The 16940-nt window shown below is 71.8% G+C and carries 13 protein-coding genes and 1 tRNA gene; 2 read left to right on the top strand and 12 right to left on the bottom strand.

Features of this window, described 5'->3' with window-relative positions; genetic code table 11:
* The first annotated feature begins 34 nt into the window (after positions 1 to 34).
* Positions 35 to 109, top strand: a tRNA-Cys gene (locus tag ACZ303_RS03855).
* Positions 110 to 181: 72 nt separating this feature from the next.
* Here ACZ303_RS03855 and mycP read toward each other — a convergent pair.
* From mycP to ACZ303_RS03795, 12 genes are all read right to left on the bottom strand, one after another.
* The gene (gene mycP / locus ACZ303_RS03850; RefSeq protein WP_467334731.1) at positions 182 to 1375 is read right to left on the bottom strand and encodes a type VII secretion-associated serine protease mycosin; all 1194 of its coding nucleotides are present in this window, start codon (positions 1373 to 1375) and stop codon (positions 182 to 184) included.
* A gap of 11 nt (positions 1376 to 1386) precedes the next feature.
* Positions 1387 to 2946: a hypothetical protein gene (locus ACZ303_RS03845; protein WP_467334729.1), complete on the bottom strand. Its 1560-nt coding sequence runs from the start codon at positions 2944 to 2946 to the stop codon at positions 1387 to 1389.
* Positions 2947 to 3021: 75 nt separating this feature from the next.
* Positions 3022 to 3549, bottom strand: a complete 528-nt coding sequence (locus ACZ303_RS03840) for a hypothetical protein (protein WP_467334728.1) — start codon at positions 3547 to 3549, stop codon at positions 3022 to 3024.
* 116 nt (positions 3550 to 3665) lie between these two features.
* Positions 3666 to 6005 (bottom strand): xanthine dehydrogenase family protein molybdopterin-binding subunit, encoded by a 2340-nt coding sequence (locus ACZ303_RS03835; protein ID WP_467335777.1) that lies wholly within the window; start codon positions 6003 to 6005, stop codon positions 3666 to 3668.
* Positions 6006 to 6028: 23 nt separating this feature from the next.
* The gene (locus ACZ303_RS03830) at positions 6029 to 7969 is read right to left on the bottom strand and encodes a 2Fe-2S iron-sulfur cluster-binding protein (RefSeq protein WP_467334726.1); all 1941 of its coding nucleotides are present in this window, start codon (positions 7967 to 7969) and stop codon (positions 6029 to 6031) included.
* Positions 7966 to 8862, bottom strand: coding sequence for an FAD binding domain-containing protein (locus tag ACZ303_RS03825; RefSeq protein ID WP_467334724.1), 897 nt, complete (start codon positions 8860 to 8862; stop codon positions 7966 to 7968). The genes ACZ303_RS03830 and ACZ303_RS03825 overlap by 4 nt, the downstream gene beginning before the upstream one ends.
* 295 nt (positions 8863 to 9157) lie before the next feature.
* Complete coding sequence (locus tag ACZ303_RS03820) at positions 9158 to 10858, bottom strand: beta-N-acetylhexosaminidase (protein WP_467334722.1); 1701 nt, start codon at positions 10856 to 10858, stop codon at positions 9158 to 9160.
* Positions 10859 to 10870: 12 nt separating this feature from the next.
* Positions 10871 to 11728 (bottom strand): carbohydrate ABC transporter permease, encoded by an 858-nt coding sequence (locus ACZ303_RS03815; protein WP_467334721.1) that lies wholly within the window; start codon positions 11726 to 11728, stop codon positions 10871 to 10873.
* The gene (locus ACZ303_RS03810) at positions 11725 to 12657 is read right to left on the bottom strand and encodes a carbohydrate ABC transporter permease (RefSeq protein WP_467334720.1); all 933 of its coding nucleotides are present in this window, start codon (positions 12655 to 12657) and stop codon (positions 11725 to 11727) included. The genes ACZ303_RS03815 and ACZ303_RS03810 overlap by 4 nt, the downstream gene beginning before the upstream one ends.
* On the bottom strand, positions 12654 to 13949 hold the full coding sequence (locus ACZ303_RS03805) for an extracellular solute-binding protein (RefSeq protein ID WP_467334718.1): 1296 nt from the start codon (positions 13947 to 13949) through the stop codon (positions 12654 to 12656). The genes ACZ303_RS03810 and ACZ303_RS03805 overlap by 4 nt, the downstream gene beginning before the upstream one ends.
* A 258-nt stretch (positions 13950 to 14207) precedes the next feature.
* Positions 14208 to 14501, bottom strand: a complete 294-nt coding sequence (locus ACZ303_RS03800; protein ID WP_116212048.1) for a DUF3039 domain-containing protein — start codon at positions 14499 to 14501, stop codon at positions 14208 to 14210.
* Positions 14502 to 14623: 122 nt separating this feature from the next.
* On the bottom strand, positions 14624 to 15217 hold the full coding sequence (locus tag ACZ303_RS03795) for a YqgE/AlgH family protein (protein ID WP_467334715.1): 594 nt from the start codon (positions 15215 to 15217) through the stop codon (positions 14624 to 14626).
* 219 nt (positions 15218 to 15436) lie between these two features.
* On the opposite strand from ACZ303_RS03795, the gene murA reads away from it, so the two are divergent.
* The gene (murA, locus tag ACZ303_RS03790) at positions 15437 to 16777 is read left to right on the top strand and encodes a UDP-N-acetylglucosamine 1-carboxyvinyltransferase (protein ID WP_467334713.1); all 1341 of its coding nucleotides are present in this window, start codon (positions 15437 to 15439) and stop codon (positions 16775 to 16777) included.
* Positions 16778 to 16940 lie beyond the last annotated feature (163 nt).

Genomic DNA, 16940 nt, shown 5'->3' with positions numbered 1-16940 from the left:
CGCGCCCTAAGGTCGAAAGGGAAGGCACGGACTTGGCCGTGTGCCCGAGTGGTTGAGGGACTCGCCTGCAAAGCGAGTTACGCCGGTTCGATTCCGGTCACGGCCTCCAAACACTTGACGGTCGGCCTTGACCGGTCACTGGCCTGCGGAACAGAGGCCGTCCCCGCCTGGGCCGGGCAGCTCAGACGCGGTCAGGCCTGCGGCGGCGGGTGATGACTACCGGGACGGCGACTCCCGCGGCGGCGGCTGCGGCTACTCCGAGGCCGATTCCCGTCCACATGAGGGTGTTGCCGTCGTTGGAAGCGGACTCCTCGCGGGGCGGCATGGCACCCGTAGGCTTGGACGGGGTCGGTTGTGGTGAGGCGTAAGCCGAGTCGGCCGGGCCAGGCAGAGGGCTTACGTTCGCCGGGCCGGGGTCGCCAGGGTCTTTGAGCGCGATACGGGGGCGGACGGCGCCGTATCCGACATAGTCGTTGCGCTTCTCGTTGGTGCCGGTGCCGCCGGCGGTGTTGATGAGGACGCGGGTGACCTGGTTGGCGGTCCAGGTGGGGTGGACGGACCAGATCAGGGCGGCGGAGGCGGAGGCTACGGCGGAGGCGTCACTAGTGCCGTCACTCTGACAGGTGCCGGTGCGGCCTGGGCAGGCTGCAACCATGTTCACGCCGGGTGCAGCGAGGTCGACTTGGGGACCATGCTGCGACCACTTCGCGGTGGCACCGTCCTGGTTCAGTGCAGCCACACCGATGACACCGGGGGTGGAGGATGGGTATTCCATCGCGTTCCCCTTGTCGCCCGTGTTGCCGACCGAGGCGAAGATCATCTTTCCTTTGCTCAGAGCGTAGGCAATGGCCTTCTCCTCTTCCTCGCTATGCCCCGGACTACCTCGCGAGATATTGATGATCCTGGCGTCCGAGTCCGCTGCGTACCGGAGCGCTTCGACCATCGCCCTGGAGTCATCGGAGAAGTTCTTCCCGCCGACACGGATAGGGAGGATCTTCGCCCCGGGAGCAAGGCCATAGGCCCCGAGACCGCCTCCCCGCTTGCCGGTTCCGGCGATGAGGGCGGCCATTTCTGTGCCATGGCTTCTGGCGTCCGTGTGGGCGTCGCCCAGCTCACCCGAGAGGTTCTTCCCTTCGAGTACCTGCCCCTGCAAATCAGGCAGGCTCGCGTCCACCCCCGAGTCGATCACTGCCACCGTGACCCCTGCGCCGGTGCTGGTCTCCCACATCTCGTCCGCGTGCATGGCGTCCAGATGCCACTGGTGGGAGCGGATGGTGTCGGCATGGGCAGGCGAGGCCGAAGCCACGCCCAGCGAGGCGAGAACGGCGAGGGCCGTTCCCGCCCATGTCCCGCGTACAGCACGGGCACTACGCATGTGGATGTCCTCTACTCAATAACTGGGGGCACGACGCGCTTGCCGCCGCGGCTCCAGCTCTCTTCGTCCTCGACGAGGTAATCGGGACGTCGGCTGCCGGACCGTCGCTCCGACGAAGCGCTCCCCATACCCGCAGGAGGCATGAAACCACCCATCATTCCCGACCTGGCTGTCGAGTTACCCCGGTTCTCTCCTGCGGCACTGCCACGCGGCAAGCCCGTACCACCCGGGGTGAAAGCCGTACTACCACCCCTGCCCGGGTGTTGTCCCGGATGCCCCCCGACGACTCCACCGTGCTCCATTGCCCTGGCTCGGCCAACTCCGGCTCCCGGGCTGCTGGTCGCAGGCCCGGGCACCCCACCGAAGCTTCCACCTGGGACCACAGGAGGCCGGGTCTGGCCCTGCCGCTGAGGCGGCTCCGTACCAAAGACCGGAACTCGCCCGGGGTTCTGCGACGGCACGGACGGTCCGCGCGGCGTGGGACGGCCACCGATGATCCCGTCACGCGGCACATTCGGCACTCGGGTGTCCGGGCGGCGACTGACACCAGTCCCGGGGCCCGGCCCTGGGATCCTGGGTGTCGGCCGTCCATCTCGTTCAGGGATCGGCCCTCCTGGGCTGCGGCCTGGATCAGGGCGTCGGTCAGCCCCTGGCCAACTGGGCAAAGGGACATGCGGCGCAGGAATCTGCGGCTTCGTGGCGTCCGGTGGGATGACAGGGGGCCGGTCGGGCTGTGGAACCGGCACGCGAGGGGGTGTATCGATGCCGCCGGAGAGGTCGAGGTCCGGCCTCCGAACGGCTCGTTCCGCAGGTCTGGACGGCGTCGATACGCCGCCGGCCACGGAACCGGACGACGCGCCGCCCGCATAGCCCCCTGACGAGGCCCCCCCAGCTCCGCCAGACGGCACCGAGCCGGAGTCGCCGTCAGACAGCCCGAAGTCGCGGCCCCGATCCTTTTCATCGCTCCCTTGCGGCATCACCTTGTCCGGCATAGGCCGAAAATTAGGCCTGACCGCCCGCAAGAGCTGCGTCCCCGTCTGGTCGTACGACTCCGACAGCGCCTTCATCAGCGCAGCCGCCGCCTTGTGCTTCTCGATGAGTCGCTGCTGGGCGTTGTACGCGTCCTTGTGCGTGGGGTTGTCCAGAGGGCTGTCGGGCTTGAGGCCCTGCATCCACGGCGGGGGGACCTCCTTCATCGGGAGGACTTGCTTCTTCAGCCACGCGTCAACCGTTGCCTGGTCTTCAGGCGAGTACTTCGGCATCCGCGTCGCGCTGCCCAGGTCCGTGGAGGCGTAGCCCATCCACTCGTCGGCCTTCTTGACGTATTCGCTGAGCCGGATCGTCTCATTGGCCATGGAATGGCCCCACCTGCGGAAGGCCTCGCCGGCCTCGCCTGACCAGCTGACGCCTTCCATGTGCTTCTTGAGGTCGTCGCCGAGCTTCTTGATGGCCTGGGCGGCGCCGTTGAGCTTGAGGCCGACCGCGATGACGCGTTGCACGTCCGCGTGCTCGACCATCGCCTGCAGCTTCTGGTGCGGGATGGCGTAGAAGTCCTCGACGGGCGTGCACATCGGAGGGAGACGGGGGTCTTTGTCGCTTCTTGGTGGGGTTCGGCCGGTCATGAGTGCTGTGCGTCCTTCCCTCATCTAGAAGTGGCTGCGGCCGTCTGATCCGGTATTGGCGCCGTTGTCGCTGTTCCCGCCGTTGCCGCTGCTGTCGTGCAGGTCCGTACGGGCCCCCGTCCGCGATGCATGCGGCTGCGCCGGCTCGGCGTCCGGGTCCAGCTTCGCGTCGTACTGGCGCCGCATCCGCTCATGGATCGCCCAGAGCTTCTCCCGCTCCTCCGCATCCGTGTTGACATAGCCCGCATGGGCGTCCAGCACGGCGGAGCCCAGTGCCTCGATCTGGTCGTTAAGAAGCTGAGTGAGTGTCAGCAGGTCGGTGTGAACAGTGCGGTAGACACCGAAGAGAGCCTCCGCCGCGTTGAAATCCTGGCCCAGGTGCGCCTGAGCCAGGGCGGTGTCGGCGACCTTGCCCGGCGCGCCGTCGGATTCGTCCAGTGTCCGAAGCAGCTCGTCCACTCGGCCCTTGAACTTCTTCAGGGAAGCCAGTTCGGCGGCTAGGCCGCCCTTCGGGCTGTCCGCCGTTCCCCCCGGAGATGCATGCTCGGTCACGTGCGCCTCTTCACTGCCTTCCCCGCCCCTTGGCCGCCCGCCAACCACCGGCCATCACATGTAACTTCACGCTACACACTACTGCCGGGCAGTGACACTCACCTGAGTACCCGTACTCAGACCCCCGCGCCCACCGCCGCCTGGGGGCGGATCGGCAGGCGGTTGACCGGGCGGCCCGTCGCCGCGCGGACGGCCGCGGCGACGGCCGCCGGGGACGTGACGACCGGGACCGCGCTGATCGCCTTCGCGCCGAAGGGGGCGACGACGTCGCGTTCCTCGACGAGTTTCACGATGCGGATGTCGGGAGTGTCCAGCGACGTCGGCAGGGCGTAGCCCGTCAGGTCCGGGCGGCGGACCAGGCCGGCCGAGGTGCGGAGGTTCTCCGTCAGGGCCGCGCCGACGCCCTGGGTGATGCCGGCCTCGATGCGGGTGCGGGCCTGGGCCGGGTTGAGGACGCGGCCGACGTCCTGGGCGACGGCCATCTCCACCACGCGCACCGAGCCGAGTTCGACGTCGACGTCGACGACCGCGCGTACGGCGCAGAAGGCGATGCCGACGAAGGCGTCGCCCTGGCCGGACTCGTCCAGCGGTTCCGTCGGGTGGGGGCGGCACTGGGCGGTGGCCCAGAGTTCCTTGCCGTCCAGGGCCTCGTGGACCGTGGTGCTCAGCACCCCGTCGTACGACGTGATCTTGCCGTCGGCGATGGTGAGCAGCTCCGTGGACATGCCGAACTGGGCGGCCAGGGGCTGGAGGAGCTGGGTGCGGACCATGCGGGCGGCCCGTTCGACCGCGCCGCCCGAGACCCAGGTGTGGCGGCTGTGCGCGCCGGGGCCGCAGGGGGGCTGGTCGGTGTCGACGGGCGCGACGTAGACCTCGTCGATGCCCAGGACCTCCTGGACGATCTGGCGGGCGAGCGTGGCGAAGCCCTGGCCCGTCTCGACCGCGGCGCAGATGACCGTGGCCACCGAGCCCGTCACCTTGACCGTGGCCGTGGACACCTCGTCCGTGCCCTCCGCGCCGAGCATGTGCACCATGCCGAGGCCGTAGCCGACGCCGCGCCGCACCGCGCCCGGCTCGCCCGCGCCCTCGGGGCCGCCGGGCAGCAGCCACGCCTCGTCCGGGTCGTCCATGGGGAGCGCGGGGAGGGGGTAGTCGCGGACGGCACGCAGGAGTTCGGCCACGGGGGCCGGGCAGGTGACCGTCTGGCCGGTGGGGAGCAGGTCGCCGGTCGCCAGGACGTTGCGCAGCCGCAGCTCGGCCGGGTCCATGCCGAGCCGGGCGGCGAGCTTGTCCATCTGGCCCTCGTACGCGGCGCACACCTGCATGGCGCCCTCGCCGCGCACATGGCCGGACGGGGGGTTGTTGGTGCGTACGGCCCAGCCCTCGACGAAGGCGTGCGGGACGACATAGGGGCCGCAGGCGAAGGAGACGGCGGCGGCCAGGGCCTCGGAGGAGGAGTCGGCGTAGGCGCCGGCGTCCAGCAGGATCTGGGCCTCGACCTTCACCAGCTTGCCCTCGGCGTCCGCGTGGTGGCGGTAGCGCAGCAGCGTCGGGTGGCGGTGCGGGTGGCTGAGGAAGGACTCCTCGCGGGTCGCGGCGAGCTTGACCGGGTGGCCGGTGCGCAGGGCCAGCAGGCCGAGCGGCAGCTGGGTGCCCGGGTCCTCGCGGTCGCCCATCGCGCCGGGTACGCCCGTGACGACGACCTTGACCCGCTCGGGCTCCAGGCCGAAGCAGGCGGCGGCCAGGTCGCGGTCGGCGTGCGGGTCGGTCGAGGCGGTGTAGATCTCCACACCGCCGTCGGGGCGCGGCACGGCGAGGCCCGCCTCGGCGCCGATGGGGGCGGGGTCCTGGCGACCGATGCGGTACAGGCCCTCGACGATCACCTCGCCCACCACGTCCGGGTCGCCGAAGCGCAGCGGGATGTGGCGGATCAGATTGCCGTCGGGGTGCAGCGGCTCGGCGGAGAACGCCTGCTCGGGGTCGGTGACCGGCTCCAGGAGCTCGTACTCGACGGCGATGGCGGCCGCGGCGAGCCGGGCGGTGTCGGGGTGGTCGGCGGCGACGGCGGCGATCGGCTCGCCGTGGTGGCGCACGATGTCGGACGCGAAGACGGGCCGGTCGGCGACGCGGCGGCCGTGGGCGGCGTCCCCGGGGACGTCGGCGTGGGTGACGACGGCCCGTACGCCCGGCATGCGGGCGGCCTCGGCGGTGTCGATCGAGACGATGCGGGCGTGGGGGTGCGGGGAGCGCAGCACGGCCGCCCACAGCAGGCCCTCGGCCCACAGGTCGGCGGCGTAGGGGTAGATGCCCTGGGTCTTGGCGGCGGCGTCGGCGGGGGGAAGGGAGGCGCCGATGCCGTGCGGCGGGGCTCCGGCGGTGTCCGGCGCGGCGGGCGAGGTGACGGTGACCATGGAGCCGGCGCCGTGGCCCTCGGCCGTGCCCGCCGTGCCCGTCATACCGCCCATGCCGCCCGTCCCCGTCATTCCGCTGCCCTTCCGCTGCCACCGCCGTGCGGGCCCGCCTGGTGCGGGATGCGTGCCTGGTCCGACTGGTCCGCGTCCGGCTGAGCTTCTTCCTGTGCCGCGGCCGCCTCCGCGCGCTCGTCGACGACCTGGCGGACGGCGTCGAGCACGCCCCGGTAGCCCGAGCAGCGGCAGAGGTTGCCGCAGATGGCCTGGCGGGTCTCCAACTCGGTCGGGGCGTGGTTGCCTTCGAGGAGGTCGTGCATGGTCATGGCCATTCCCGGCACGCAGAACCCGCACTGCACGGCCCCGCAGTCGGCGAGCGCCCGCTGGACGTCGGAGGGCTGCCCGTCGGTGGCCAGGCCCTCGACCGTACGCACCTCCGAGCCGGCGGCGGTCGCCGCGGGCACGAGGCAGGAGGCGACGAGCCGCCCGTCGACCTGTACGGAGCAGGCGCCGCACTCGCCCTGCGAGCAGCCGTCCTTGGCACCGGCGAGGCCGAGGCGCTCGCGCAGCACGTACAGGAGCGACTCGCCGATCCAGGCGTCGGTCACGGGCCGGTCGGTGCCGTTGACCCGCAGGACGTACGAGGCGCAGGGGTGCTCGGTGTAGGGGGCGGCGAGAGGGCCGAGATCGTCGCCGAGGTCGTCACCCGAGCCACCGAGGTCGTCGCCGGGGTGCGCGGGAGGGGCCTCGGCGGAGGCTGCCTCCTCGGGGACGCTCTCCGCCGGGGCGGCGTCCGGGTGCTCGCCCGCCGCGGGCCCGACCGGTTCGGGGTGGGCCTCGGGCTCGTTCTCCGGCTCGGCGTGGGCTTCCGGCCGGGGGGCGGGCTCGGGCTCGCGTACGGGCTCGGCGTCGTGGGACTCCGGCGCCGCTTCGGCCGCCTCGGGCGTGCCCTGCGGCGCACCCTCCGGCGTCCACGCGTCGGTCGGATTATCGCTCGTACCAGTGACCCCGCCACGGGGCTCCGGCGCGGAAGCGGAAGCGGAGGGAGAGGTCTGGGCCATGGCTACGGGCGTCCCAGGAGCCTCACCTGTGGCCGCACCCGCAAAGGCGTCCAGGGGGTACTCCCCCGACTCCTCCGGCGTGTCGTCGGGCACAACCGGAATCGACCACTGACCGGTCGAGCCGGCGTCGTGCCCCAGGGAGCCGTTCGCCGAACCGCCCGCGGACGCGCCCAGGGAGGCCCCCATCGGCGCCCCGGCGGCGGCCTGCTGCTCCCACGCGTGGGCACCGCCGCCCGGCTCCGGCCAGGCCAGGCCGTGGCCGTGGCCGTCGGTGCCGTGCGGGCCGGTCGCGGCGTGCACGAGGTATTCGCCGGACTCGTCCACCGGATCGTCGCCGGCGGCCGGAACGGTCCAGTGTCCGTGGTCCTGACCCTGGCCCTGGCCCTGATCCTGCCCGTGACCATGCGGTTCGCCCGCGCCGGTGCCCGGGGCACCCGCATGGCCGGCGGTCCCGGGCGCGAACGGCATCGCCCACTCCGCCGTCGCCTGCGGATCCGCGCCGCCGCCCTCGGCGTGCGCTTCCGGGCGCGGCGGCTCGTAGGCGGAGGCGTCCTCGTAGGGAGCGGTCTCCTCGTAGGAGGCGCCGCTCTCGTAGTGCTCGTAGGAAGCGGTCTCCCGGGTGTCCCACTCCTCCGCCCACCGCTGCTCCTGCACCGGAGCCTGCGGATGCGCCTGCTGGTAGGGCTGGTGGGACTGCTGAGGAGGCTGCTGATGGGACTGCTGGTGCGGCTGCTGCCAGGGCTCGCCCACGGGCGGGGTGTAGCCGCCCGCACCGGTCGCGGCCAGCGGGTCCCAGCCGCCGGTGCCGGACAGCGCCGCGCCCGGCTGGGCGAAGAGCTCGGGCGGCAGCTGGAGGAACGTGGTGCCCTCGTCGTACTCCGCGCCGCGCGGGACCGGCTGCCAGCCGCCCGGGCCGGCGGCTCCGTCGTGTCGCTGCTGTTCGTCACTCACGCGAGTGCCCTCCCCAGTGCTCGGCGGGCCAGAGTCGCCACCGTACGACGCAGGTGCAGCGCGGCGGGCGGCAGGGTGCCCGGCTCGCCACCGTCGGGCGCGGGCGCGGGGTCGGGAATGCAGGCGGCGGCGACGTAGTCGCCGAAGGCCGCGCAGGCCTCGGGCGCGAGGGCGCGCTCGCCGTCCCAGTCGATGAGCGAGGCGACCCAGCGCTCGGCGTCCAGCGGGCGCAGCGGCATGGGCGCGACCGCGCCCACCGCGCACCGGACGTTGCGCCGGGCCGGGTCGAGGACGACGGCCACGGAGGCGACGGCGCGGCCGGGGCCCGTGCGGCCGGTGGCCTTGAGGAAGGTCTGCGGGGCGTGCAGCAGCGGCACCCGGACGTAGCCGATGAGCTCGCCGGGGCGCAGCATGTCGAAGCCGGTGAGCAGATGGCCGATCGGGATCTCGCGGCGGCCGCCGCCGGGGCCGGCGATGACGAGCGTGGCCTCCAGCGCGGCGAGGACGGGCAGCGCGTCACCGGTCGGGGCGGCGGAGGCGATGTTGCCGCCGAGGGTGCCGGCGTTGCGGATCTGGGGCGGGCCGGCGGCGCGGGCGGCGGCGGCGAGCGCCGGAATGAGGGCGGCGAAGTCCGGCCGGCCCATCCGGGCGTGGGTGAGGCCGGCGCCGAGCAGGGCGTGGCCGTCCTGGTACTGCCAGCCGCGGATCTCGCTGATGCGGCCGAGGCCCACGAGGGCGGCGGGCCGCAGCAGCCCGGAGTTGACGGCGGCCATCAGATCGGTGCCACCCGCGACGGGCACGGCGGCGGGCATGGCGGCGAGTGCCGCCACGGCCTCGTCGAGCGAGCCCGGCAACGTCACCGTGTGCGCCGCCTGCGGTGCGTGCGTGGTCAACCCAGCTGCCCCTTCCCCGGTGGTCCCGACTTTTCCGCCTGATCCCGCCGTACGGTACGTGCTGTCGGCCCGGACGTGGCAACTCTGGCACATCTTCCGACTCCGCCGTCGCGAGGGTCCGCGAACCGCCGGTCCGTGCCCGGCCTGGCGAATGGTCCGGTTTTCTGCCCTGTCTCCACTGTGCGCGTATTGCCATGATTGGGGGATAATCAGGGGCCCTTGTATGACTTAGGGCGTCTGTGGCGGAACCACCGTGCCAGGGAGCGGCCCCGGCGGCGGGGGGCTTCGCCGTGGCTCACACGATCGGGGGCGCGCCCTCGATCGGGCGTCCGAGGACGCCGGGGCGGCGCTGCCAGGGGTGCGGGCCGCCGGGCGGCCGGTAGTCGACGCCGAGGGCGTCAAGGCGGGCGAAATGGGCGGTCATTCGCCGTTCGAAGCCCGCCCAGTCGCGGTCCGCGGGGGCGGACAGCGCGGACCAGGCGACCTCGGCGAAGGCGGCCAGACGCGGGAACGCCTGGTAGTCGACGCGCTGCTGGGTGTCCATCACCTCGGTCCAGAGGTTGGCCTGGGTGCCGATGACCCGCGCGGCCTCGGCCCCGGTGAGCTCGGGCGGTACGGGCTCGAAGCGGTAGACGTCCTCCAGGGTGCGGACGTACCCGATGGGTACGGGCTCGTCGGTACCGGCGGCCTGCCGGTGGTCGAGGTAGACCTGCTGCTCGGGGCACATGACGACGTCGTGTCCGGCGCGTGCCGCGGCGATGCCGCCGGCGTAGCCGCGCCAGGAGGAGACGGTCGCGCCCTCCGCCAGGCCGCCTTCGAGGATCTCGTCCCAGCCGACCAGCCGCCGGCCGCGTTCGGCCAGCCACCGGTCGAAGTGGCGGATGAACCAGCTCTGCAGCCCGTCCTCGTCGGCCAGCCCCTCCGCCGCGATCCGCGCCCGGGCGGCCGGTGACGCCTTCCACTGGTCCTTGGGGCACTCGTCGCCGCCGATGTGGACGAAGGGCGAGGGGAAGAGGTCGAGGACCTCGGTGAGCACCTGCTCGTAGAAGGCGAGGGTGTTGTCAGTGGGGGCGAGTACGTTCGTACTGACTCCCCAGGTGTCCCAGACGGAGAGCGAGGTGGTGTCGATGACGTCGGTGTTGCCCAGTTCGGGGTATGCGGCGATGGCGGCCTGCGAGTGGCCGGGGATGTCGATCTCGGGTACGACGGTGATGTGCCGCTCGGCGGCGTATGCGACGATCTCGCGAATATCGTCCTGCGTGTAGTAACCGCCGTGCGGACGCTCGTCCCACAGCGGGGACGCCCGGTGCCCCAGCTTGGTGCGTGCACGCCAGGCGCCGACCTCGGTCAGCCGCGGGAAGCGGCGGATCTCCACCCGCCAGCCCTGGTCGTCCGTCAGGTGCAGGTGGAGGACGTTGAGCTTGTGCGCGGCAAGCAGGTCGAGGTAGCGCAGCACGCCGTCCTTGGGCATGAAGTGCCGGGCGACGTCGAGCAGGACGCCGCGCCACGGGAAGCGGGGGGCGTCCTCGATGACGACGGCCGGCAGTGCCCACTTCCCCTTCGTCGTGACCGGCGCCCGCCGGAAGGCCGCCGGGCCGAGCAGCTGACGGAAGGTCTGGGCTCCCCAGAAGAGACCCGCCTCGTCGGTGCCCTCGATGACGACGAGACGGTCGTCGACGACGAGGCGGTATGCCTCGGGGCCGCCGTGCTCCTCGCCGGGGCCGGGGCGGATGGCCAGCAGGACGCGGCTCGCGCCGTCCCGGTGGGGCGGCAGCGGCAGTCCGGTGGCCGCGCCGACCGTGGAGCGCAGCCAGCGCGCCACGCGTTCGGTGCCGGGGCGCGCGTCGATCCCGGTGTCCTCGTCCAGGACCAGGCCCGCGCCGCCGCCGGGCAGTGTGCCGGTGACACTGCGCGGCGCCGGGACCAGGTCCGTACCGAAGTCGCCGTGGAAGTCGCCGTGGAAGTCGCTGTCGAAGTCGTCGCCGAAGTCGCTCATGCCCTCAGTCCCTCAGTCCTTGACCGCTCCGCCGAGCCCCGAGACCAGCCGGCGTTGTACGAGCACGAAGAAGACCAGCACCGGGATCGTCATCAGGGTCGACGCCGCCATGATGCCTCCCCAGTCGTTGCCCTCGTCCTTGAAGAAGACGAGGAGCGCCATCGGCAGCGTCGAGTTCTCGGTGGCGCTGATGATGAAGGATTTCGCGAACAGGAAGTCGTTCCAGGTGGAGATGAAGGAGAAGACGCTCGTCGCCACCAGCCCGGGGAAGACGAGCGGGAAGAGGATCTGCCACAGGAAGCGGGCGCGGCTCGCGCCGTCGAGGTACGCCGCCTCCTCCAGTGCCTCGGGGACGGCCTTGACGAAGCCGCGCAGCATCCATATCGCGAAGGGCAGCGAGAAGGCGATGTGCGGCAGCACCAGCGAGCCGAGGGTGTTGAGGCCGACGCCGGGCACGGCCTCGCCGAGGTCGCGCATCAGGAAGAACAGCGGAATGGTCAGCGCCTCGACCGGCACCATCTGGGCGACGAGGAACATCACCAGCAGGGTCGTACGGAAACGGAACCGGAAGCGGGTGACGGCGGTGGCCGCGAGGAAGGCGGCGAGCGAGGAGACGATGACCACGGCGGCCGCGACGAAGAGGCTGTTGAGGAAGTACCGCCCGAAGTCCTGCTGGTCGAAGACGCGCCGGAAGGCGTCCAGGGAGGGGGCGAGGGTCCAGGGGCGCGGCCGGTCCGACTGCACCTCGCCCGCCGGTTTGAAGGCCGACAGGACCATCCAGTACAGCGGGAAGGCGACCACGGCCGCCGTCAGCAGCGCCACCGCCTCGGCCGCGAGCCGCCAGGGCCTCCTGACGCGCGGGAAGGTCATGTTCCCTCCCCTTGGCGACGCAGCAGCCGCAGGTATACGAGCGTGACGGCCAGCAGGATCAGCAGCATGACGACGCCGATCGCCGAGCCGAGGCTGTACTGCGAGGAGGCGAACGCCTTCTGGTAGGCGTAGACGTTGAGGGTGAGGTTCTGTCCGGCGATGCCGCCGCCGTTGGTCATCACATAGATCTGGGTGAAGACCTTGAAGTCCCAGATGACCGACTGGATCGTGACGACGACCAGGATCGGCCTGAGCATCGGCGCCATGACGGCCCGCCATGTCCGCCACGAGGAGGCGCCGTCCAGGGCCGCCGCTTCCAGGACCTCGCCGGGGATGGCCTTGATCCCGGCGTAGACCGTCACCATCACGAAGGGGAAGGAGCACCAGACCACTTCGAGGAGGACGAGCGCGAAGGCGCTGTAGCGGTCGTAGGTCCAGGAATAGCCGTCGAAGCCGGAGAGGCCGAGCCGGGTCAGGGCCTTGTCGACGGGCCCGAAGTCGGGGTCGAAGAGGAAGAGCCACACCGTCGAACCGGTGACGGCGGGCGTGGCCCAGGCACCGAGCGCGGCCAGCGTCAGCGCCAGGCGCGGCAGGGCCCGTACGCGCGTGAGGAGTACGGCGAGGGCGCAGCCGGTGGCGAGGGTGGCAAGGACGCAGGCGGCGGCGAAGACCAGCGTGGCGGCGAGGACCTGCCAGAACTGGCCGTCGCCGAGGAGCCGGGTGTAGTTGCCGAGCCCCTGGAAGGAGGTGGGCTCGCCGCCACTGACCTGGGCCTGGGTGTATTCGAGAAAGGAGATGAGGCCGAGCTGGTAGATGGGATAGATCAGCAGCCCGCCGAGCAGGACGAGCGCGGGGGCGAGGTAGAGCCAGGGTGTCCAGGCGCCCGGCCGGCGGCCCGTGCGCGGTGTGGTGGTCTCTGCGGCCGTCATGTCCGGAACGCCGCGTTCATCTTCTTGGCGGCGCTCGCCGCCGCCGCGTCCACGCCGCTGCGGCCGCTCACGATCTCCTGGAACATGGTCGGCAGCACCTGCCCGGCGTCGATGGCCGCCCAGGCAGGGGTCGCGGGGACGAACGCGGCGCCGGCGTCGAGCGTTTTCACGAAGGGCGCGACGAAGGGTTCCCGGCGTGCCGCGTCCCGGCGTACGTCGGTGTAGGTGGGCAGGAAGCCCATGGCGTCGAAGAGTTCGGCCTGGGTGCGCTTGCCGGTGAGGGCCTTCATCAGGTCGACGGCGAGCGTGCGGTGGGAACTGCTCTTGAGCACGCCGAGGTTGTTCCCGCCGGCGAAGGCCGGGGCGATCCGGCCCTCCTTGACGCCGGGCAGCGGTACGACCGCGTAGGCGCCCTTGACCTTGCCGTTCTCGACTGCCCGGTGGCTGAAGTCGCCGCCGATGGCCATGGCGGCCTTGCCGGACGCGAACGCCTCGACCGTGGCGTTGCCGCCCATCTGCGCGCACTTGCTCGGCGGGCAGTTGTCGTCGCCGAAGAGACCGGTGTAGGCGGCGATGCCCCGCTTGGTCTCCTCGCTCGCGAGGGCGGAGACGTACCGGCGGCCCTTCTTGCGGGCCAGTTCGCCGCCGTTCGCCCACAGGAACGGCAGGGCGCCGTAGGTGTACGCGCCGCCCACGGCCAGCCCGTACAACTCGGGCCGCTCGCGGTGGACGCGCCGGGCGGTGGCGGCGAGCTCGGCCTGGGTGCGCGGCGGCTGCAGACCGAGGTCGCGGAAGACGTCGGTGCGGTAGTACAGGGCGCGTACGCCCACGAACAGCGGGGCGCCGTAGACCTTTCCGTCGACGGTCACCGAGCGCCGGGCCGTGGGGTCGGTGTCCTTGGCGTCGGCCCATGCCGCGAAGTCGGTGGTGACGTCGGCGAGTCCGCCGTCCTTCACATAGCCGGCGGTGTCGGTGTTGCCGTACTCGATGAGGTCGGGGGCGCTCTTGGGGTCGTTGAAGGCGGCCTTGATCTTCTGGGCGCGGGATTCGACGGGGATATAGGTGACGTCGGCCCGTACGCCCCGGTGTTCCTTGAGGAAGGCCGCGACGGTCTTGTCGACGACAGCGGCCTTGGGCCGGTTGTCGACCTCGCGGAAGAGCCAGACCCGCAGGGTGCCGGTGTCCTTGTCGGCTCCGGTGACGCGGCCGGCGGTCGAGGGCGCGCAGGCGGTCAAAGCGGCGAGCAGCGCGAGGGCGGACGCCCGTTTTCGGACAGAGGACTGCGATGCCATGGGCTCCCCTCCCACGCAAGGCGTTGCAACATGCGCAACGCACGTTTCGCTCTGCACAACTGCGAGGAGACTAAGGGCGCCCGCCCGGCCGGACAAGAGCGAGGAGGGCAAGGGCGAGGAAGGCCGGGGCGAGGGAGGCGGGAGCGGAGGGGCTGAGGAGGGCGAACGGCCTCAGGGCAAGCGAACGGCCCCGGGGGCGCGGTCGAGGCGCTCCTGGGGCCGTGGAAGGTTCCGGAGGAAGAGGGGGTGGAGGGAGGGTTACTTCTTGTCCCCGCCCTTGCCGCCCTTGTCCTTGTCGCCGCCGGCGCCCATGCCTTCGAAGATCTCCTTGCACATGGGGCAGACGGGGTACTTCTTCGGGTCGCGCCCGGGGACCCAGACCTTGCCGCACAGGGCGACCACCGGGGATCCGGAGAGCGCGCTCTCCATGATCTTGTCCTTCTGGACGTAATGGGCGTAGCGCTCGTGGTCGCCGTCGCCGTGCGACACCTGCGGCGTCGGCTCTACGAGGGTGCCGGTCCCTGCCCCGCGCTCGGGCTCAAGAGTGCTCATGGTCTCCAAGAGTACTGGGGGCCGGCGCCGTCAGCCGCTCCCCGGGGAGGCCGGTCGCCCGGCGGGCGGCCGGTGCTGTCGGGGCACCCGCCGGGCCCGGCGGCCGGCGCCCGGGCCGCGGGTCAGTTGAGGCTGGGGTCGTCGGGGTAGGTGGCCACCATGGCCAGCTCATTGCGCTGGCGCCGCAGCACGGCCCGCCACAGCTGCTCCGGGTCGGGCGAGGAGACGTCGCCCGGCTCGGACTCGACCACATACCAGGCGCCCTCGACGAGCTCGTCCTCCAGCTGACCGGGCCCCCAGCCGGCATAGCCGGCGAAGATCCGCAGCGAGCCCAGGGCGGCCGCGAGCAGCTCCGGCGGCGCCTCCAGGTCCACCAGCCCGATGGCGCCGTGCACCCTCCGCCAGCCGAGCGGGCCGTCGCCCACGGCGGCCGGCGCGCCCTTCTCGTGCCCCTCCCCCGGCACCACGCCCACGCCCAGCGCCGAGTCCAGCGAGACGGGGCCGCCCTGGAAGACCACGCCCGGCTCGCCGGTCAGGGCGGCCCAGGACTCCAGGATGTCGGCCACGCCCACGGGCGTGGGACGGTTGAGGATCACGCCGAGGGAACCCTCCTCGTCGTGGTCGAGAAGCAGCACCACCGCACGGTCGAAATTCGGGTCGGCGAGCGCCGGTGTCGCGACAAGCAGCCGTCCTGTGAGCGAGGACACCTCGGACATGGGCACATGATCCCGCATTTCGGGCCCGAGCGGGGGGTGGACGCCCAGTCCTGTGGAAAGGGACACCCCGGCCGATAACCGGTAGCGACCATTCCATAAACGCAGAGTGTTGTTGCCAATCCATGACATGGCCCGAGGCCCCTCAGGCATGCAGGAAGGGCCTCCGGTCGCATTACCCTTTCTTCTTGCCCCCTGCCCAACTCCAGGAACGCGAGATCCATGACCGGCCCTGACGATGTACTGCTTGTCCACGGCGGCACCCCGCTCGAGGGCGAGATCCGTGTCCGCGGCGCGAAGAACCTCGTGCCCAAGGCCATGGTCGCCGCGCTGCTCGGCAGCGGACCCAGCCGGCTGCGCAACGTCCCCGACATCCGTGACGTGCGGGTCGTCCGGGGCCTGCTCCAGCTGCACGGCGTCACCGTGCGCCCCGGCGACGAGCCCGGCGAGCTGATCCTGGACCCCTCCCACGTGGAGAGCGCCAACGTCGCCGACATCGACGCGCACGCCGGCTCCTCGCGCATCCCGATCCTGTTCTGCGGCCCGCTGCTGCACCGGCTGGGCCACGCGTTCATCCCGGGCCTGGGCGGCTGCGACATCGGCGGCCGGCCGATCGACTTCCACTTCGAGGTGCTGCGCCAGTTCGGCGCGACGATCGAGAAGCGCGACGACGGCCAGTACCTGGAGGCTCCGCAGCGGCTGCGCGGCTGCAAGATCCGCCTGCCGTACCCGTCGGTCGGCTCGACCGAGCAGGTGCTGCTGACCGCCGTGCTGGCGGAGGGCGTCACCGAGCTGTCCAACGCGGCCGTCGAGCCGGAGATCGAGGACCTCATCTGCGTACTGCAGAAGATGGGCGCGATCATCTCCATGGACACCGACCGCACCATCCGGATCACCGGTGTGGACTCGCTCGGCGGCTACAACCACCGCGCGCTCCCGGACCGCCTGGAGGCGGCCTCCTGGGCGTCCGCGGCGCTGGCCACCGAGGGCAACATCTACGTCCGCGGCGCGCAGCAGCGGTCGATGATGACCTTCCTCAACACCTACCGCAAGGTCGGCGGCGCGTTCGAGGTCGACGACGAGGGCATCCGCTTCTGGCACCCGGGCGGCTCGCTCAACGCCATCGCGCTGGAGACCGACGTCCACCCCGGCTTCCAGACGGACTGGCAGCAGCCGCTGGTCGTGGCCCTGACGCAGGCCGCGGGCCTGTCGATCGTCCACGAGACGGTGTACGAGTCCCGGCTGGGCTTCACGTCCGCGCTGAACCAGATGGGCGCGCACATCCAGCTCTACCGCGAGTGCCTGGGCGGTTCCGCCTGCCGCTTCGGCCAGCGCAACTTCCTGCACTCCGCGGTCGTCTCCGGCCCCACGAAGCTGCAGGGCGCCGACCTGGTCATCCCCGACCTCCGCGGCGGCTTCTCGTACCTGATCGCGGCGCTGGCGGCCCAGGGCACGTCCCGGGTCCACGGCATCGACCTGATCAACCGCGGCTACGAGAACTTCATGGCGAAGCTGAAGTCGCTGGGTGCGAACGTGGAGCTGCCCGGCGGCGTAGAGGCCTGACCGGCTGCCACCCCGGCCGGCCCACGCCCGGCTGGGGGTCCGGGGGTCATCCCCCGGGAAGACACAGCATGGCGAAGCTGAAGTCGCTGGGTGCGAACGTGGAGCTGCCCGGCGGCGTAGAGGCCTGACCGGCTGCCACCCCGGCCGGCCCACGCCCGGCTGG

Source organism: Streptomyces sp. NPDC023527, from assembly GCF_055560115.1.
This window is presented reverse-complemented; position numbering and strand designations above follow the sequence as displayed.